The organism is Cerasicoccus frondis, assembly GCA_031296915.1.
GTDB classification, from domain to species: domain Bacteria; phylum Verrucomicrobiota; class Verrucomicrobiia; order Opitutales; family Cerasicoccaceae; genus Cerasicoccus; species Cerasicoccus frondis.
In genome coordinates this window covers 48,592-67,569 of sequence record JAVDPC010000020.1, presented here as the reverse complement: position 1 = coordinate 67,569, position 18,978 = coordinate 48,592, and the positions used below count along the sequence as shown (strand labels likewise).

The following is an 18,978-nucleotide window of genomic DNA, read 5'->3' as shown; positions in this document are numbered from 1 at the left end:
TCTCGCTGATTGCGCTCAGGATCCCATGGGGGTCTCAGTCTCGTCGGGAGGAGGCGTTACGGAATCGGAGGCGGTTTCAGCTGGTTCTGGCGCTGGATTGGAAGGCGTGGCGCCGTCTGTAATGGCAGTTCCGTCGGTGTCTGGCGCTGAAGGCGGCGTGTTTACGTTCGTTGAGGTGGGGGCTGGGCTGGCGGCGCTGGGTGATGGTAGGCCCTGCAGTGATTCGTAGGTCTCCTCGGGTGATTTCTGGACGGGGGGCATCGCGGTGGGGGGGGCTTCGCGAACGCCGACTTTGATTGGCAGCTCCAGTGTGTCTTCGCCGCGTTTCACGGTCACCGTCACCAGCTCATTCGGACGCGTGTAAAAGAACGCGGTGCGCAGGTGTTCGTCGGTGTGGATGTCAAAGTCGCCGACTTTGAGGAGGATATCGCCAGCCTGAACGCCACCTTTGCCTGCGGGGCCGTCCGGGTCAACTTCCTCGACTTCGACGTGCGGCCCATTCTCGAAGTCTGGCTTTTGGAGCGTGCTGAAGCCGAAGTGGGCAAAGGTGACTTTGCCGGAGAACAGAATGTCGTCGCGGATACGCTGCACGGCGCGCGCCGGCAAGATGAACGAGGAGCGGATTTCCGGTAGGGCGACAATAATCATGCCGACAAGGGAACCGTTGATGTCAAAGATCGGGGAGCCTCCCTCGCCGCCATCGAAGGGGATGTCGGAGCGGAGGTAAATCGTGGGCAAAATGCGGTCGCCGTAACGCGTGTTCCAACCGTTGATGAGGCCCATGGAGGGGCCGGTCGCCATGCCCAGTTCACTGGTCAGTGCGACGACGAAGCTGCCGACTTCGGGCGGGTTGGGTTTTTCGGTGAAGCGCAGGAATGTGTAGTCGTTGGGGAGGGCCAGGGCGCGGATGATGGCGACATTGGTTAAGGGATCGCTGCCAACGACTTCGGCGATGTAGCCCACGCCATCACGTTCGACCCAGATGCGGTCGGCTCCGAAAATCGTATTCGTGTTCGTTAGGATGTGCCCGTCGCGACTAATGAAGAAGCCTGTGCCAATAAAGAGAGCCGGGCGACCGGCGTCTTCCTCAGGATTGTGCGCGGCATAGACCGTGACGACCGCATTGCGGTTTTCCTGGTAGATGTCAATGACCCGCTTTTGTAGGCTGAGCGCGGCGCCGCCATTGGCGTCGGCTTGAGCAAAAGACTGGCTAAAGGCTAAAAAAAAACTGCGATGAGCCAACGGCTCAACCTAGCGCCATGAGGTAGGGTTCTGCGCAACACTGCTGTCCTTAGTAGATCGAGCGGACCGGGCCGGTGGCCATGGCCAGGCTGGCGTGGGAAGCCGTATCGATTGCGTTGGTGGCAAAGTGAACTCCGTCACGTTGGCTGGCGGGCATGTAGTGGGTGGCTGCTACGGTCGTGAAGGCCGGATCCTGCGAAGCCGTCGATGAGAAAGAGCCGACTACAAAGTGCTGATTGGCGGATTGCGGCAGGGCGATTTCTGCAGTGGCGACCGGCTCGCTTTGGGGGGCGGGGGCCTCCGTTTCCGCTACAAAGGCTTCGACCTGAGTTGCCGGGCCTGGCGAGAGCTCCGCAGTGCTGGTCATCGTCACGCCCCAGTAGCCAGCCAATGCCATGGCGGCGGTCGATGCGACGGGGAGGGCTGGGTGGACGCTGTCTTGAAGACGAATCCACGCGCGGCGCCACCACGAGGTGCGGTTGACCATTTTTTGCCAAGGCTTGGCATGCAGCTCGCGCTCAAAACGAGCCCAATAGGCGTCGTCGGGGCGTTCTTGCTGCTTGAGGCGAAGTAAATCCTCAAGGGTGACTTTTTCCGTTTCTTCCGAATCGGGTTTTTGCATAATAAAAAAAGTTCAGCTAATAGCAGATCTTATTCCAGATAGCCTTTCAGCGTTTCACGCAATTGTTGTTTGGCGTAATGCAGGCGAGAGCGAACGGTGCCTTCGGAGGTTTTGGTGATATCCGCAATCTCCTGGTGGCTGAGTCCTTCGATTTCGTAAAGCACAACGACGGTCCTGTGTTTAACAGACAACTTTTGCAGCGCATCGTTCAATTTTTCCTGAAGTTCGCGCATATAAGTCGGTTTATCGGTCTTCGCGCGGGAGGCTAGGGACTCCAGTTTCGCTGAAGACGGCCCTTCTTCATCCATCTGCTCGAAGCTGAAAAACCGGCGTTTGCGGTTTCGCTTGAGGTGGGTGATGGTGGTGTTCACCGCAATGCGGTAAAGCCACGTGAAGAACGACGACTTGCACTTGAACTTGCTGATCGATCGAAACGCCCGGATGAACGCCTCTTGGGTGAGGTCGTTGGCGTCATCGCGATTCGAGGTCAAGTTATAGACCACTGAGAATAGACGCTCGCGGTATTTGCTGACGAGGAGGTCGAAAGCGGCCATTTCGCCGGCCTGGACCCGCTTCACAAGCACGATGTCATCATCCGCCGATGAGGTCTCGGCGGCATGGTCGCGTGCAGCAACCAAGGAAGACGAAGCTGTGGAAGCGTCAGCCATACTGCATTAGGTAAGTTCTTAATCTATTGATGCTCCCGCATTTGGCAATGAAATTCCTTAAATTCCGGAACCCGCAAAGAGGGGAGGGAGAGGTTGGGAATTTCGATGCAGGGGGGGGGCTAGGACTGAGTAGGCGACGTTTGGTGGACAAGCGTTGCCTGGCCCCTCTGCGTGCCTGAGTGTGGCGGGGGGGAATAGCGAAGTCGGCAATGAATCCTTCGTCGTATTTGGCCGGGCTGGCTGGCATGGGTCGGGACGGCGCTGGCGGGAGGGAGGTCGCATCGGCAAATCTCCAGCTCCGCGTTTAATCCTCGTACAGCCAATTTGCCGGCGTCTGTGCCGGTGGCGGGCATACGGAAGACCAGCGCCGCGCGCGCGATCGCGCAGCTCGGCGGCAACGACATGACTGGGCCCCGCGCAGTGGCGGGACGAGGGCGGCGCTAAGGCTCAGCCGCGGGCAGGCAAGCCCGCAGGAATTGGTTAAAATGATACATGGTGGATGGCAGTTAGGTTGTGCTTGTGCTGTTTTTAGTTTCAGTGCTCATAATGTCAAAATCCAGCAGTTGGCGCAAGGGAAAATAGTGTTTTTTTGAATATTAATATACGGATGTTTGGGACGCGTGTTTGTGAGGCATGCGTGACCTGCCAACTGATCTCATTTTCGCAGCAAATTTGGCTGACGCCGCGCCCCTTGCGCTTTTACATGGCGATATGCGAATCGTTGCCATTGCTTCCGCTGTCATGCTGATCGTTGGCATGGCCTCGGCTTGGACCGGTGTTGGGTATATTGCAAACGACGGTGGAGCATGCGCAGGAGGATTATCGCGCCGGATCGCGGGCGGTGGTGCTGGAGCTGGCATGGGACCGTGCGGAACCAGCGCCGGGCTGGTTTGATTACAATTATTTGGTGGAAAAGCAGGCGGAAATGGAGGCTTACCAACTGTTGCGCTATCAGGTGACGCTCGATCTGGGCATGCAGTATCCGCCAGCTTGGGTGTTTGACCTGCCGCATGCGCGCTACATGAACCAGTTTGGCGACGTCTTTTGCTCCTCTGAGCCTGGCGTCGATATCCCCAATGCGGTCTTCAGCCAGGCGGTGCGCGATGCACAGGAGCGCTATGTACGGCATGTGTTTCGGGTGTTGCGCGACGACTTCGTACTGGTGCGCTTGGGCTGGATGAAATACGGCGAGTTGGCTTACCCCGCGCAGCAATTTAACGGCCATGCCAATTGCTACTGGTCTTTTGGGGATCTTGCGCAGGGCAAGGCGACTGGTTTGGCCCAAGGGCTTGCGCCCTGCCCAACGCCGGGTTGGCTTCCCGGCAGCGGCCTGTCGACGCCGACCACGGCCCGCGATTTTCTGGTCTGACATCTCGGCGCGCTGCAAAATTATCACGATTGGCAAATCCATACTGTGAGGCAGTTTAGCAAGGCGCCCCTGGCTATGCTTTACCCGTCGTGGGGCATGCGGCCCGCGTCTTTTCAGGAGGCGCTGGCGAGCACGTTGAGTGGTGATTCGCCGAAGGAACGCACGGGCGAAGTGCAGCGGGGGCTGGATTTTCAGCGGTTGATTCAAGGAATCCGCGACCCGAGCGTCATCGTCTACTGCACGTGGCTGGATAGTGATCCGAGCTTCAGTGACGACGCTTCAATGGATCGCAATGCGTGGTCGCCTGCGAAGTATCTGGCGGCGCTCGCCGCAGAGCATGAGCCCAGTCTCGTGCGCTGGGCGGAAAACACCGGCGGTGGCGACGTCGCGGTGCTGGATCTCTGTCGTGAGCGTATGCAAGCCTTTGGTTACGAAGGGTTTTTCTACGCGTTCGAGTCGAATCTCTATGACGGCCATGGCGCGGAAATTGGCGATTATCAGGCGTTCGCCGCCGAGCTTGCACCGGAGCATTAGAGCACTTTTCATCTATATTTGCCGAGTCAGGTGGGGTAGAGATTGGATGCAGCGCAAGGCGGCTTTGATTGAGCGGGCTGGAAGCCCGTGATTGAAATGCCAACGCCGCGAACTTCCAATCTGGCCCCAAGCCCAAAACCGAGTGCTTTTCCGCGCCAGCGTTGTTGGCTTTTCGCTCACAGGCTTCCAGCCTGCGACGCTCAAGCCGCCTTGCTGGACACGAAAAATCACTGCGGCCTGATCGGACAATCTAGATGAAAAGTGCTCTAGGGAGTGTTTTCCAATTAAAGCTGTTGATGGCGGCATCTTTATCTCCAAACTTTATCCTTTTCCATTTTTCCTCAAAAAACAGCTCCATGAAAATCAGCGTCATCACGCCCAGCTTCAATGGCCTCCGCTTTTTATCGGATTGCGTGGCGTCGGTGCGACATGCGCTGCAAGGGCGGGATTTCGAGCACGTGATCGCCGACGGCGGCAGTAACGATGGGACGTTGGAATTCCTCGAAGGGCAGCCGGATGTTAATTGGCGCTCCGAGCCGGACCAGGGCATGTACGATGCGCTGAATAAAGCCGCAGGCCGGGCGAGCGGCGAGGTGGTCATCCACCTGAACACGGATGAGCAGCTCAACCGCGCAGGGGTCTCCCGGGCCCTGGATTTGCTGGAGCAGGATGGGCTGGACGCCGCGCTCGGGCCAACGGTGATGGTGGACGGCAAAGGGCAGTTCCTGCAGCTGTTTAAGCAGGTCATCACGCCCAAGCTGATCGATGCTTACTGGCACATGCCGGTGCAAACTTGCTCGTTTATTTACCGGCGCAAGCTCTGGGAGCGGCATCCCTACGATGCGAGCTACCGGCTGATTGCGGATCACCTGTGGTTTCGTCGGCAGATGGAGCTGGGGGCTGATTTGGGGGTCGTGCGCGAGCCAATCGGCATCTTTGCCTGGCACGGGGAGAATTTAAGCAGCACCGAGGGCAAGACATCGAGCGAGAATGCCATGGACGGCGTCACGATTCCCCAAAACCGCTTGCAGCGCGCCAAACGCATTTACCGCATGCGCAAACTGTTGGCGGGCGGTTATGCCGCCAAGCCCGTGGAGTATGAGATCATGGAAGCAGGCGCGCTCCGAAGCGTGCGGATTGAAAAGCCGCGCCTGAAGATTCGTGGAAACCCGAGGGACTTGGTTAGCTAACGCTGATTGGCGGTCGCTTTTAGAAACATCCCTATTGCGATGCATCCGCCTCACATGCGGGGAACAACTATGCGGGTGGCTCGCAAAGGAGCAGGGCAGCGGGTTCGTTGCCAAGTGGGCGGATGCGGATCGACTCGGCTCCATGTGGCAGGAGGCACTTGTCGTAGCAAGCGAGGCTTAGGCTTTGGCCAGCGGCCTCCAGGCGGCAGGCGCCGTGCGCCACTATTGCAATTGTGAACGCGTTGATCGGCAGGTTGAACTCGCCGGTGAAGTGAACTTGCTTCAGCCGAAAGCGGTCGGTCTGCTCGGGGCCAATCAGTGATTCCAACCGAGCATGCGTGGATAGCTCCGCGACGGGCTTTGCCGGACAGCGCAAGGTTGCCTGAATGTCATTCATTGTGCAGGGCGCGGCGTTGAAAACATCCAAACAAAAGTCCAAGCCTTTCCCCATGAAGCGGGAGTCTTCCGGCAGCACATAACCGCCTCGCTCGAATTCAAAACGGACGACCAGATCGGAGGCCTCCTGCAGTTCAACCAGGAAGAGACCTGCTCCCAAGGCATGGGGGAGACCGCCGGGCACCAAGAGGACATCGGCAGGGGTGACGGCTACCCGGTTCATGCTCGCCAGCAGCGAGTCAATCGCCTGCTCCTCGATCCAGCGTTTCAGTTGCTGCTTGGTGGGCGGCGTGTGAAAGCCAAGGTAGAGATGCGGATCACGAATCTCCGGACGCGCGGCTAAAACATAGTAGGCTTCCGTTTTGCCCGCTGGCGCGTTTAAGTGTTTTTGAGCAAACGCCGCTGTGGGGTGTACCTGCAAGTGCAGGCGAATGGAGGCGTCGATGTACTTGATTAAAATACGTGGATCGCAACCATGCCGCGCCAAGTGCGCTGATCCCAGGAAGTATTCTGGATTAGAATTCAGAAGCTCGGTGAGGCGATGTGTTTGGCCTGCGAATTCCACGCGTGCGACGCCATCACCGCCGCCGCCGTCCGGTGGATTTTTTGCTGCGGTCAGCGAGCCAATCCAGTCCTCGGGGAAATGGCTGTCGTCGGCTTTGGATTTGCCTTCGAGAGCGTCCAGAAAACGTCCGCCCAGATAACTGCGCCAAACGCGATTTGGCGGGAGTCGAAAGAAGGGTGGTAAAGCGGCCATCCCGATGAATTGGCTGCCAGGCTGGCGCTTCAGCTTTCTTGCTTCAGTCTTTTGGCGCGTTGATCGAGGAAGAGAGAGGCTGGCTCAAGCGTGTTGCCTTGGCCCACGCCTTCGACGTGGTCAACTGGATCGGTCACGACTTTTCGCTCTGGATAATTGGGCTCGGTGTTGACCTGATCAACCGCGCCCTGGGTGCCGATGACGTAGCCGTAATCCCCCTGAACCGAAGAGATGACATAGTCATGGTAGGAGTTGGAAAGCCCGGTGGTGTTCCAAAATACGGTTTGGGCCGATGTCGTGTTATGCGTAGGCTTCGACATTTTTTTATAGAAGCGGTCACGCGCTTCAAACCAGCTATTGTCGGCAACACAGTTGTCATAGAGATTGGAGTGGCTGAAATACATGTGGCTGTCGCTGCCGCGGCCACCCGTCACGCGATCGCCTCCGGCCTGGGTTGCGGTGTCTTTGTCGAAGCAGTGGAAGAGCACGTTGCCGGAAGTGGCCATGCCCGAGAGCGAAAAACCGTGGCGAGCCGCCTCTGCATGGCAGTATTCGAGCAGGCACTCATTGCTGTTATCGAGGCGGAACATATAGCCATTGCCGCCGCCGCCGCCATAGAGCGTGTGGCCCATCGAGCAGTTTGCCACGGTTACGTTAAGGCATTCCTTAAGGCGGATTCCGTTGGAGAGAATGTTGCTGCCGCGCGCATTGCCGTCGGGCAGATAACTTTTCACATCTTCTATCCAACCATCGACCACGCCGTAGTAGGCAATGGCGAATGAGAAATGCACGTCGTAAGCGCTTTTCTTTTTCTGCGCAAAGTCGGGGTCGAGTCCATAGCCTTCGGCCAAGCGCTTCGTGTAGGCGCCATCTGGTGAGGCAAAGTCGAGGGATGCCCAGCCGTCCTGGCCGGCGTGCTCCACATTGGCGATGGAAAAGCCTTTCAGGCCGACATCGTGCAGGAGCCCTCTCTTAGGATAAACGCATGCGTTGTCTCGGACCTTGAGCGCATAGCGGGTGGGGATGTCGATGATCAATTCCTGGGCGGCTTCATCAACTGCCACAATGCGGCGCAGGTAGAGGATGTTGCCGATCTTATGCTCATAGCCGAGCCAGCCTTCAGCTTCCTTGTGCTCCTCGATCCAGGCGGGCGTAGGGTCTCCTCGGAGGATGATGACTTCGCCCGGCGTAAACCCGGCGATGCTTTCAACCGGTATCCGCGTGGTGGGGGTCAGCAGGTCCGCACGGATCAAGGTGACCGGGCCTTCCGCCTTGGCCCACTCCGTGTAGTTTTGCGGCGTCGCCATTATGATCTGCTTGCCGCGCATTTCGGTGGAAGTATTGAGGATCCGGGTTTTATCAGATCCGTCTCCGCGTACTAAGACATTGCTCGCACTGATGCGAAGCACGCTCTTGCTATCTTCGTTTGGAGAAACGTGATACGTCCCTGCCGGCAGATAAACAACGGCTGGTCCGCGCACGGATGACGCATTGTTGATTGCCTGCTGGATGGCCTCGGTGCTGTCCGCATTACCTTCCGGATCGGCGCCATACTCCAGCACATTGAAAGTCGGAGCCGTGTCCCAGCTTGGGATCGGGCGTTCTCCCATGGCATACCCAGCGTAAGAAAAATCCTGGATCAGCTTGTCCTTGCCGTATTCAAGGTTTTCGGGCGGCGTCCAATTTTCTCCGTAAAGATCACTTCGCCAAGATTCTCCGGTTGCCTCGCTTGCTGAAGCAGCGTCAGCGCTGTAAAGCTGCGCGCCAACGGTCAACGCGAGCGTCAGGAGAGAAGCGGTCTTTTTTTTCTTAAACACAAGCTGAGTGATGCATTTCATGGGGGTACGGTCCTCCTCGCAGAGACACGAGAGGCTAATTTCAGCCTCTGCGCCTGAGCTTAATTTTCTTTCGATCTAGTGATCCAGTCAAAAACTGGATGCAGGTTCCCGGGAGCTATTACGCGCCTTGCGTCGCCTTACGCTGGCGATGATAAGCGCCGGCAATCACCAAAGAAATGATTCCGAAGAGCACGCTCACTTGTGACTTTTCCGGGATGACGGTTCCAGTGGCTTCGAAGGTTTTGATGCCCAAGCCAAAGGATGTTGTTGCGGCGTCAGAACCACCCCAACCATCTTCCTCGTAGTAGAGGCCTACAGCGGTTATGGAAGTGAGTTCCAAGCTATTGAAGCTGGCTGAGCTGGCGTCGAAATCCAAGCTGGTGCTGGGATCATAAACCGCCCAGAGCTCATTGCTCAGAGTGCTTCCGGAAATGGAAAAACTGCCGGAGCCTTGCGCCAGGTCGATCGTTGTCTGGGACAAGTAGTAGGAGCCGTCTTTCTGGATTGCCAGGCGTCCATCGAAGGTTGACGACGCATCCACTGTGTTGATGTAACCGGTCCAACTGAGTGATACGCCATCCAAAGCGATGGACCCTGATTCGAAACCGGAATTGAAGTCTGCCTGATTGAAAATGTAGATGCCATGTAGGCTCAAGGTTGTGTCGGCCCAACCACCGCCACGATAGGCTTGCACGAAAATCTGATCGCCCGATGCATAATCGCGGATTTGTTGGCGTGAGGAAAGGTAGCCTTCCACAGCGGAGCTGGTGTAGATATAGCCGCCGTAAAATGTCGGACCGGTGTAATCTGAAGAGGGGCTGAGCTGCGAGCTATCGCTGAAGGGGTTATCCGAAACGTAAGGGCCTGAGCCTGAATTAGTCGCCGTGCGTGCGAATGATTGATCGCTGTCGACATAGCTATCGGCGCCATTGTATTCCAGAATCGTAGCGGCGCTCAGGGGCAGAATTACGCCGGAAAGCAACAGCGCGCTGGTTGGGATGAACAAGTTTTTCATTCGATGAGTATTATAGGGTTAACGTACGTTGTTTGAGGTGTGAGCGTTTACATTGCCGCAAGTAAAGGGGCTAGACAAGGCATGCTTTATTCAAACATTTGCATTCAGATGTATTTTGAATGCAAATGTGGATCTAGCCCACTGCGGTCATCTCAATTTTGGGTGGCGCGAATCGTCTCACCATCTTGAAACTGACCGGTAACCATCAGGCACTTTGGGGTCTCGGAAAGCCCATAATTGTTTTCATGGATTTGTGAGACTAAAAACGAAATTGAATTCTCAGCCAAGGTCTCGGCCTTCATGTCAAAGCCGGCGCAGTGCTTGGGATTATCCTTGGCATAGCTTTTCCAGGAAAGCAGGGAAAAGCCGATGTCCTGGGGCATTTTTAATTTGGTTTTCCGCAGTAACTGGTAGGTATCGGCCTCAGCCATGACCAAGTCGAGCTTGTGCTTTCGAATCCATTCCAACAACTCTGCGGGCTTGGTGATGTGCTTGCTGAGGATGGGGATGCGCGGTGATTTATTACTGACCTGATCGTAGAGATAGGCGCCGTGCAGCAGGCCGTGTGTGCGTTGGCTCAGGCTGCTGGGCAAGTGTAGGCCGATGCGCCGGTAGCCTCGCTGCCTTAAAATCTGCAGGTGCCGGGTCATGTTGGTGAAGTGATCCTGAACGGCGCGATTGAAATTTGGACTTTGCACCGAATAGCCAAAGGCGACGCAAATCCATTGCTTCCAGTCATCGTCGAGTTCGCTGCCGGCTTTGCCAAAAGAGCCAATCAGCACGCCTTTCAAGCCGCAATTCCACCAGATGGAGCGAAGGCGGTTTAAAGTAATGCCTTTCTCATTCAGATTATAAAACTGTAGGTTGTAGCCTAGCTTGGCCGCTTGGTCGTGAGCGTGTTTAAAGACCATTCCGCCAAAGGCGTCACCGAGTGGTTTGTCGCTCAGGTAAGCTAAGCCGCTGCGAATCGGGTGTGGTCGATTGGCTTCGCGATAAGCGCACAAGGCTTTGAGTGAGGCATTGGGCACATAGCCCAATTTATCCGCAATGACTTGAATGCGCTCCTTCGTTGCCGGGGAGAGTCGGGGATCGTTGCGGAGCGCAAGCGACACCGTGGAAAAATGTACGCCAGCCTCTTTGGCGATGTCTTTGATCGTCACGTTTGCGGCCATTGCAAATGTTTGAATAGCAAGTAGGCTGACGTCAAGCGTGTTGCTGCTAGAGTAGGTAGATTGTTATGATTTCACTTTCCTACCCACCGATAAAATCCAATTCGCTTATCCCCGATCTGTATGCAGAGTCTTTTGACGTTGTGGTCAATGGAGCAGGCTACATTGGCTTTGCTGCCGCCGTAAAACTCGCCGAGTCAGGGCGGAAGGTTCTCCTGTGTGACGCAGGAGGTCAGCTCCTTTGGGAGTCCACGATTGCGTTGGAAAATACATTGGTGGATGGCTCATTCGGTTCCGATTGGGAGCTCTTTTTGCAGAAGCTAAAAAGTCAATCTGCAGTCACGGACACATGTCTTGACGCAGCTTGCGCGGAAATATTCGCCGCGCGCTTACTAACGCAAAGTGACACGATCACGACTCTGCTTTACGCAATGCCAGTTGCCGTGCAATACCAGGATGACGCGTTGGCAGCGGTGATTTACGCCACCAAGGAAGGCTTTAGAAGAGTGCGCGCCAGCAGCTGGGTGGACGCCACTGAGGACGGCTCGCTTTTGGGCTGTCTGCCGCAGTCCAGCGAGGCTCCAGTGCGCGCGCCGAGCTGTGGCTATAGTCGCATCGTATTACAGTCCACGCATTGGGATGAGTTGGACGGACGCTATGCCAGCTTTGCCGAAGCTCGCGGCATGCGCTGGCTGAAGGCTGTTCGTTCGACGGAGCGTCAACTGGTTTGGGAAGACGCGGGAGAGCCTTGGCACAACGCAGTCCTCTCGAGACTTCGTGATTTGCGTGAGAACGTCGTGGCGGATCATTGCCCACTCATCAGCCATACTTCAGTGACGCCATTCCTCACTTATGAGAGCCAGGAGCAATCGCTACCTGATGGTTTGCCGACCAATCTGATGGTGCTGAGTCCCGCATTCACTGGCGTTGCACTTGGTGGGATTGCAGAGCGTCATCAGTGGGGCGCGAGTTCTGTGCTCTCGATCAAGTCCGGCATTGGCCGGGATAAGCTTGCCATACTTAAGGACATAAAGAGCGCCGCGTTGCCGGTTCAGCAGCAGATGCAAAGTGACGTCCTCGTGGCAGGCGCGGGAACGGCTGGTTCGCTGGCAATTCTGTCCGCCGCGTCTCAGGGGGCCAACACTTTGGCCTTGGAGTTTGCGCCGCTGCCTGGAGGCATTGGCGCTGGGGGAGGCATTACTGGTTATTTTTATGGTCTGCCTGGAGGACGGCAAGAAGAGCTTGGCGCGCGGACTTCGACACTCACACAATTATTTCTGGGCGACAGCTATGTCGATGATGGCAGGTCGTGGCATCATGAAGCCAAGAAAATCGCGATCCTCAATGAGTTCGATGAACTGGGCGTTCAATTCTTTGGCAACGCTTTACTTTGCGATGCAGAGTTAAATGAACAGTCTGTTGAATCTGTGCTCGCCGTAGTGAATGGCAAGCTAACGCGCATTCAGGCCAAGGCTTATGTAGACAGTACGGGCGATGGTGATTTATGTTCCTATGCCGGCGCCAGCTTCACCGCAGGCCGGGTCGGGGACAGTCGCACCTTGGCCTTTTCACAAGCGGCGTTTACCTTGGTCTGGGAGAACGAGGATCTGACGTTGCGCGCTCGGAATTTTGATGCGGGCTGGGTTAATGCAACGGATGCGTGCGACCTCTCCCGGGCGCGACTCATCGGCATCACCCAATACCATCAAGAGCAATGGAATGAGTCGATGCTGCCCCTGTTTTTCGCCCCTTTGTTGGGCATCCGCGAATCACGCCATATCGCCACGGATTATATCCTGGAAATGGATGACCTGATCACGCAACGCCAGTTTGACGATAGCATTGGCCGTGCGGGCGCCCACGCGGATACGCATTCGGTTGATTTCGAATTCGAAGACGACGAAACAATCTTCTTCTACTGGGTGTGTCGACTGTTTCGCTATCCACTGCGGGCAGAGTTGCCCTATCGCATGTTGCTTCCGCGCAGCCTTGCTAACGTATGGATTGCCTGTCGTGCGGCGGGCATGCGCGCCAATGTTTTTTATGGTATTCGGATGCAGCGTGATATGCAGCGTCTGGGTGAAGCGGCGGGCATTGCCGCAGCGCTTTCAGTGAAGGATGGGGCCGAGGGTAAGTCCCGCAATGTGAGCATGGAGGAGTTGCGCATGGCCATGGAAGGCGCACCGCAATGCCCGGAGGATAATCCTGTGACACGGAGCGTTGAAGATCCCTTGAAACACTTGGCTTCAGGTGAATCAGGTGTGCCGTTGTGGTTGATCTTTCGTGATCCTGAGCAATACCGTGAGTCGGTGATCAAGCTGTTGGATTCACCCACGTCCAATGCGTCGTTTTACGCCGCCTGCATCTTGGCCATGTGGCGTGATGAGCTGGCGGAGTCGCGCTTGATCCAGGCCATTGACGTTCATGAAATCGGTGATACCGATCCATCGGAAAACATGGGCGCCTACGGTCAGGAAATTGACATCCCGTTTTGGCTGTTGTCTATCATCCTGCTCAGGGTGTGTGGGAGTGCGCGATGCGTTTCAGCACTGGTAAAGACGGCGAAGCAACCTGATAATATTTTAAACGTGCGCAGCGCATTGGCTTTGACGCTCGAGCGTTTGGTCGAGCGTGAAGTTGTTTCCAAAGACGATGCCATCACGATCATAGACCATCTATCGACGCCGCTGACGGACAGCATGCTCACGCCCTCGCATTCCATCGCGCGCACCCTTCGCAAGCAAAAGCAAAAGCGACTGACCAACCACTATCTTTCACCGATACGTGATGAGCATGCCTGGCAACTTCACCTCGTGCTGTGCCGCGTGCGGTTAAGCTTGGGACTGGAGCCGCATGACGAGGCGCTGGCGTATCTGCAGGACAAGCGAAACTACGTGCGCCAAGCCTTTGCGGCCATCGGCGTTTAGGCGCCCCCGAGACCACGCGGAGGATCATCTACGCTGGTTGTTTTTCATTCCTCGTTTCTATTCTTTATGTCTCGTAAAGTTAATATCCCCGAAGCGGATCGGATTCCGTTTGGACAAAAAATCGCATTTTCCATTGGCGGGAAAATGGATTACTTCGCCACCACGGTTACAGTTAGTATGTTGTGGATGCCCTACTTTAATATCGGACTGAAAATCAGTCCAATGTTGGTTGGTCTGGCCTTGATGATCCTACGCGCCTGGGATGCTATTTCGGATCCGTTGATGGGTAATATTTCAGATAATGCCCGCACTCGCTGGGGACGACGACGGCCGTTCATGTTCGTTGGCGCCATCCTGACCGCCTGCATTTATCCATTCTTATGGCGTCCGCCGGAAGGGTGGAGTGAAATGGGGATGTTCTTCTACCTGCTGTTTGTTGGGTGGCTGTTCTTCACGTCGTTTACCTGCTGGTCGATGCCATACTATGGCATGCAGTTGGAGCTGACTCCGAACTACGACGAACGAACCCGCCTGACTGCCTGGATGTCCTTCTTCGGAAAGCTGACTGCGCTGGGTGGCGGGTGGATCATGGCGATTGTCACTGGCCCATGGTTTGCCAATCCAGAAACGGGTGAGCCGGATTTGGTCAATGGCGTCCGTGCGTGTAGTTGGGCGATGGCGATCCTCATTGCCTGCTTCGGTTTGCTGCCTGCGTTGTTCGTCAAAGAGCGCTTTTATGAGAAGGAGGTTAAGCACCAGACCAAGGATCCCTTCTGGCAGAGCATCCGGGAGACCTTTCGTTGTAAGCCGCTCTGGATATTGATTGGGGCGTCGTTCTTTTTGTCATTGGGCAATGCCTCTGTGGCCAGCCTGGGACAGTATGTGAATATTTTTCTGATTAACGATGGAAAGCTGGACGAGGCGTCCATTGTCGACGGATGGCGCTATACCACGATGGTGGCGGTTGGCATTCTTTCACTGCCGTTGCTTACCTGGCTCAGTGAGAAATATGACAAAAAAATCCTGGTGGCGAGCGTGCTGATCATCGCCATGGTTGGGCACTTGCTTTATTACTTCTGCCTGGTGCCAGAGATGCCTTACCTGCAGTTGATTCCTGCCGCGATGCAGGCCGGTGGTTTTTCTGCATTCTGGCTGTTCTTGCCATCGATGAAAGCTGATGTCGCCGATTATGATGAAATGGATACGACGCGTCGACGTGAAGGCGCGCTCAATGCTTTTTACTCCTGGTTTCTGAAAGCTGCGAACACTTTGGCCATGGGCATGGGCGGCGTGATGCTGGAAATATCGGGCTTTGATGTGATGCTTGAATCGCAACCAATAGAAGTGCTTGAGCGCATGAAGTGGCTTTTCCTTTTTGTGCCGGTGATCATCTGGTTTTTCTCTCTCGTGCTGATTCTTTTCTATCCGCTCAACCGGGAGAAACTAAGCGACATCCGCGTGATGTTGGAAGATCGACGCGGAAAGCTTTAGCAGGGCGCTTTCAATTAACTAAGCAAACCGAACAGCATCCTCGGAACTCATTTTTATGTCTGTTAGCCGTAGCGTCGAATCACTGCCGTTAAAATGTCTGCCGGTCGGAGCAGTTTTGCTGATCGAGCGCAATGTGCCGTTGGCAGAGTTACGCCGCGATTTGGAGAACATGGTTAAGCTGGGTTTCAATACCGTCGTCGTCTATCCCAGTGTGAGTCGCTGGGAAGCGCCATCGCCCGGACAGACTGCTTTTGGCGCAATTGATGCGGTTATGGATTGCTGTGCGGAGCTCGGTCTGAAGGTTGTGCTCGAACTGCAAGGCCAGGTGATGCAAGACGCCGATGCGCCAGAATGCTTTGGCTATGCACAATCTGTTGATTATCGGGAGAACGGATTTCACCAGCCGCAGAAGGAAGCCTTGGTGGAGCAGTATCTGCGCGAAGTCAGTATGCATTTCAAGGGACATCCTGCGTTGATGGCTTATGATATTTTTAATGAGATTGGCAACTGCTCGCGCTCGCCAGAGACCATTCAAGCTTTTGTGCGTTACCTTGAGCGACAATACAAAGGCGATATTCAGCTTTTGAATGCGGCATGGGCGACATACTTTGCTTCTTTTGACGACATCAATCGAACGCCTCCAAACTATCGAGTGTGGTCATGGTCTTCCGTGGTCGCGGAGCGAGACTGGCAACGGTTTCGCTCGGTTGATTTTACCGAGCAACTGCACTGGTGGCGTTCCATCATCCGCGAGATTGATCCTGATACTCCGTTGTTTGCCGATGTGCTGGGGAGCGATGTGCTTCACAATCGAACGGGCGACTATTTCGGCGCAAGTGATTGGGATGTCGTGGCCGCGAGCGATGTGCACGGGCTGTCTTGCTACGCCAATATGTTGGGTAAGCGCTGGTGGGAGAGTGACGCTTGGTTGTGGCCTCAATTTTGGCGTCACGCATTGAGTGTCGCTGATGGCAAGCAGACGATCATCTCTGAGTTAATGACGCAGAACCGTAGTCTGTTTCCCACCGAAAATTCATCCATGACGGATGAGCTAGGGCTCTGGAGTTATCAGGCAATATTCCACGGAATCCAGGGGCTCATCTATTGGAAATACCGTCCATTTCGACGCGGACGCCAAGTCGCCGGACGGGGGTTGACGGACTTTGACGGCACTCCAAATCATTTTGCGGAACAGGCAGGTGCGGTTGCTGAGTTTATGCAGAAGCATGCTTCGGTATTGGCAGAGTCGACACCGGATGATTCAGGATGCGGCATTGTTTTCGACCCGGATGTCGAGCGGCTGCTCACAGCGATTGGCGATGGTGAGGCGACGACCCCGCCCGGAACGCGTTACACCGATGATCATCGTGGTTGGTTTCACGCGTTTTGGCGTGAAGGCGTTTGCCCACGTTATCTAGCGCCTCAATGCATTGCTGAATCGGGCATACCGACTGACATGAAAGTATTGGTCGTGCCTTGCCTTCCTGCTTTGACTGAGCGTTTTGCTAATTCATTGAAAGCGTTTATGCAGCACGGCGGCATTGTGGTGTCCGATGCGCGCTTTGGCGTACTCGATATCGATGGCAATCTTCAATGCCGCGTTCCGGGTTTTGACCTGCATGATTTGTTGGGGATTGAAGAGCGCGACTTTGTGTGCCGGGGCAAACGGAGCGTGACAGTTTCGGATGAATTGCTGGTCTTGGACGATGATTATTTTCAGGCGATGCAGTGTGAGTCGCGCGTAGAAATTATACTGCGAACAGACGATGGTCTGCCGGCTTTAATGCGTGCAAAAGTTGGCAATGGATACTACGTGCATGCACCGTTTTTGTTGGGACATCAAGTGGAGCAATCCGAGTGCAACAATGCAGCGTTGGCTTACTTCAAAATCCTCTTTGATTTGCTGCGGCCAGCGCTCAGTCCCACGATTCAGATTTTAGAGAAAGGCCCGCTGACGGACGTGTCTGTGTTGCTGAATTCAGAGGGTAAGCCTTGGCATGTCGGCATCACCAATTTTAGTCCAAAGGCTGATCGAATTCGGCTTACGTTGCAGACTGGGCAATCGCTCGTGATGGCGAATCAGCGGATCGAAGAGCGTGATGATCAAGTCTTCGTTTCGGTGAAGGGGCGTAGCAGTCTATCGCTGTTAGTTGAGTGATCCTGATTGCTTAGAGGTTGGTCTCTAAGAATTCAAACACCACGGGGCGCAGGTCCATTTCCTTCGGCTGCAAGTCGAAGCTGTGGGGGGCGTCTTCAATTTCCACAAAGGTGTAGGTCACGCCTAGTTCCTCGAGTTGAGAGGCGAGTGCTCGGGATTGCTTTACCGGTACGGTTTTATCTGCATCACCATGTAGGATGAGGATGGGAGCGAGCCCGGAGCTGAGATGGTTCTTGGGCGAGGAGACCGCCCAGAGCGCTTTTTTCTCATCCCAAGTCGCGCCCATGATTGGCGAAAGCGGTTGGGAATCCGTATCGTAGGGGCCGTATAAATTGATCATGCATGCGACATCGTTTGACTGGTCCGTGTAAAGGCCGCCCTGATTTAAATCGGCGTCATCGGCAGTGGACCACAGCATCATCGCCAGATGACCACCGGCCGAGGCCCCCATTAACGCGATACGATTCGGATCAACGTCGTATTGGTCAGCATGAGCGCGAATGAAGCGCAAGGCCGATTTACAATCGTATAAATTTTGAGGCCACGCCAGATAGCTAAGAGTGTATTTATTGGTGTCTGGATCGCGCGACCCAACGTTCAATTTATAGTTAATTGAAAATACCGCGTAGCCTTCATCAACGAGTGTTTCCGCGATGGACTCCATTCGCTGCGAAGCTTTGTCTCCATGGGCCCAGCCGCCGCCGTGAATTAAAAGTATGGCTGGCGCTAGTTTGCCCTGCCGATTGGAAGGCAAGTAAACATCCATTTTCTCATCTCGGTCGGGCCCCAGATAGGCAACATCTTTGTCGGCGCCGAAGGCATGCAGTGAGGTGAGCGCGCTGCCCAATGTGAGGCAGGCAATGAAGCAGGTTGTCTTGAACATAGTAACTTATTGATTGGGCGCAGACAGTGTCACCGGCTCAACGTCGACGATTTGATAATACTTGCGAATGCTGGGTCTGGACCCCGTTTCCTGATACACAAACACCCATGCGCGACGATGTCCCGGAGCAGCCCACCTGGATTGATAGATGAGGGACCAATTCGTGTTGTCGGGGTTCGAAGCCATTTGCACGTCGACATTTTTAGAATCGTTTTCAGAGAGCTGAAGCACCTTATTCGCACCAGGCTTGAGCTCGAATTGTGAGCCGCCAATGCGGACGGCCATCCTGGCGTCAGTCAGGTTATAGAAGTTCATGGCATTCGCGCCAAAGCCATTGGCATTGTCGTCCAAGGGAAGTATTTTATAGCGTGGCCCGCTGTCTGGTGATTGTGTGGGGAGGAAAAGCAATAGGCATTTACTGAGCCCTTTACTTAGCTTGACGGATGAGCTGAGTTGGTAGCTTGCTTGCGCATCTTCACCAAGGTGCTTGGTGTAAAAGCCGAGGGTAGGGGGGCCAGTGTATGTTTGCGTTGAACTCGGAGCGCCATTGGGCACAAAAATTTTAACTGGCTGACCGCTATCGAAATAATACAGGTCCTGAATTGATTGCTGCCAAGATAAGGTCTGAAATTGCAGCGTGATTGTTTCTTCTTCTTGTGCCGCGCACGGTTGAGATGTGGCGACTAACAGGGCCAATAGACCGCTTCGCCACATTAATT

At 55.1% G+C, this 18,978-nt stretch carries 15 protein-coding genes; 6 read left to right on the top strand and 9 right to left on the bottom strand.

Annotated features, from left to right (window positions below; genetic code table 11):
* Nucleotides 1-15: 15 nt before the first annotated feature.
* The 3 genes from RBB63_RS15605 to RBB63_RS15595 are packed head-to-tail and all read right to left on the bottom strand — an operon-like array spanning nucleotide 16 to nucleotide 2,532.
* The gene (locus RBB63_RS15605; RefSeq protein ID WP_309385898.1) at nucleotides 16-1,242 is read right to left on the bottom strand and encodes a S1C family serine protease; all 1,227 of its coding nucleotides are present in this window, start codon (nucleotides 1,240-1,242) and stop codon (nucleotides 16-18) included.
* A gap of 49 nt (nucleotides 1,243-1,291) precedes the next feature.
* Nucleotides 1,292-1,864 carry a hypothetical protein gene (locus RBB63_RS15600; protein WP_309385897.1) on the bottom strand — a complete coding sequence of 191 codons (573 nt, stop codon included), beginning with the start codon at nucleotides 1,862-1,864 and terminating at the stop codon, nucleotides 1,292-1,294.
* A gap of 29 nt (nucleotides 1,865-1,893) precedes the next feature.
* Nucleotides 1,894-2,532 (bottom strand): RNA polymerase sigma factor, encoded by a 639-nt coding sequence (locus tag RBB63_RS15595; RefSeq protein ID WP_309385896.1) that lies wholly within the window; start codon nucleotides 2,530-2,532, stop codon nucleotides 1,894-1,896.
* A 751-nt stretch (nucleotides 2,533-3,283) separates the two neighbouring features.
* On the opposite strand from RBB63_RS15595, the gene RBB63_RS15590 reads away from it, so the two are divergent.
* The 3 genes from RBB63_RS15590 to RBB63_RS15580 all read left to right on the top strand — a co-directional run bounded on the left by RBB63_RS15590 (nucleotide 3,284) and on the right by RBB63_RS15580 (nucleotide 5,625).
* On the top strand, nucleotides 3,284-3,901 hold the full coding sequence (locus tag RBB63_RS15590; RefSeq protein ID WP_309385895.1) for a hypothetical protein: 618 nt from the start codon (nucleotides 3,284-3,286) through the stop codon (nucleotides 3,899-3,901).
* Between the two features lie 96 nt (nucleotides 3,902-3,997).
* A complete protein-coding gene (locus tag RBB63_RS15585; protein WP_309385894.1) occupies nucleotides 3,998-4,435 on the top strand; it encodes a hypothetical protein in 438 nt (145 codons plus the stop codon).
* A 356-nt stretch (nucleotides 4,436-4,791) separates the two neighbouring features.
* Nucleotides 4,792-5,625 carry a glycosyltransferase gene (locus RBB63_RS15580; protein WP_309385893.1) on the top strand — a complete coding sequence of 278 codons (834 nt, stop codon included), beginning with the start codon at nucleotides 4,792-4,794 and terminating at the stop codon, nucleotides 5,623-5,625.
* A 67-nt stretch (nucleotides 5,626-5,692) separates the two neighbouring features.
* On the opposite strand, the gene RBB63_RS15575 is transcribed toward RBB63_RS15580, so the two are convergent.
* From RBB63_RS15575 to RBB63_RS15560, 4 genes are all read right to left on the bottom strand, one after another.
* A complete protein-coding gene (locus RBB63_RS15575) occupies nucleotides 5,693-6,778 on the bottom strand; it encodes a class I mannose-6-phosphate isomerase (protein ID WP_309385892.1) in 1,086 nt (361 codons plus the stop codon).
* 29 nt (nucleotides 6,779-6,807) lie between these two features.
* Nucleotides 6,808-8,616 carry a glycosyl hydrolase family 28-related protein gene (locus RBB63_RS15570; RefSeq protein WP_309385891.1) on the bottom strand — a complete coding sequence of 603 codons (1,809 nt, stop codon included), beginning with the start codon at nucleotides 8,614-8,616 and terminating at the stop codon, nucleotides 6,808-6,810.
* 118 nt (nucleotides 8,617-8,734) lie between these two features.
* Complete coding sequence (locus RBB63_RS15565) at nucleotides 8,735-9,631, bottom strand: hypothetical protein (RefSeq protein ID WP_309385890.1); 897 nt, start codon at nucleotides 9,629-9,631, stop codon at nucleotides 8,735-8,737.
* A 152-nt stretch (nucleotides 9,632-9,783) separates the two neighbouring features.
* Complete coding sequence (locus RBB63_RS15560; RefSeq protein ID WP_309385889.1) at nucleotides 9,784-10,803, bottom strand: LacI family DNA-binding transcriptional regulator; 1,020 nt, start codon at nucleotides 10,801-10,803, stop codon at nucleotides 9,784-9,786.
* 65 nt (nucleotides 10,804-10,868) lie between these two features.
* Between RBB63_RS15560 and RBB63_RS15555 the strand changes: the two genes are divergently transcribed.
* The 3 genes from RBB63_RS15555 to RBB63_RS15545 all read left to right on the top strand — a co-directional run bounded on the left by RBB63_RS15555 (nucleotide 10,869) and on the right by RBB63_RS15545 (nucleotide 17,376).
* A complete protein-coding gene (locus RBB63_RS15555; protein ID WP_309385888.1) occupies nucleotides 10,869-13,727 on the top strand; it encodes an FAD-dependent oxidoreductase in 2,859 nt (952 codons plus the stop codon).
* A 66-nt stretch (nucleotides 13,728-13,793) separates the two neighbouring features.
* The gene (locus RBB63_RS15550) at nucleotides 13,794-15,218 is read left to right on the top strand and encodes an MFS transporter (protein ID WP_309385887.1); all 1,425 of its coding nucleotides are present in this window, start codon (nucleotides 13,794-13,796) and stop codon (nucleotides 15,216-15,218) included.
* A 55-nt stretch (nucleotides 15,219-15,273) separates the two neighbouring features.
* Complete coding sequence (locus tag RBB63_RS15545) at nucleotides 15,274-17,376, top strand: beta-galactosidase (RefSeq protein WP_309385886.1); 2,103 nt, start codon at nucleotides 15,274-15,276, stop codon at nucleotides 17,374-17,376.
* Between the two features lie 10 nt (nucleotides 17,377-17,386).
* Here the strand turns inward: RBB63_RS15545 and RBB63_RS15540 are convergent, their stop codons facing one another.
* Entirely contained in the window at nucleotides 17,387-18,259 is an 873-nt protein-coding gene (locus tag RBB63_RS15540; RefSeq protein ID WP_309385885.1) for an alpha/beta fold hydrolase, read from the bottom strand.
* Nucleotides 18,260-18,265: 6 nt separating this feature from the next.
* The gene (locus RBB63_RS15535; protein WP_309385884.1) at nucleotides 18,266-18,973 is read right to left on the bottom strand and encodes a hypothetical protein; all 708 of its coding nucleotides are present in this window, start codon (nucleotides 18,971-18,973) and stop codon (nucleotides 18,266-18,268) included.
* Between the last annotated feature and the right edge of the window lie 5 nt (nucleotides 18,974-18,978).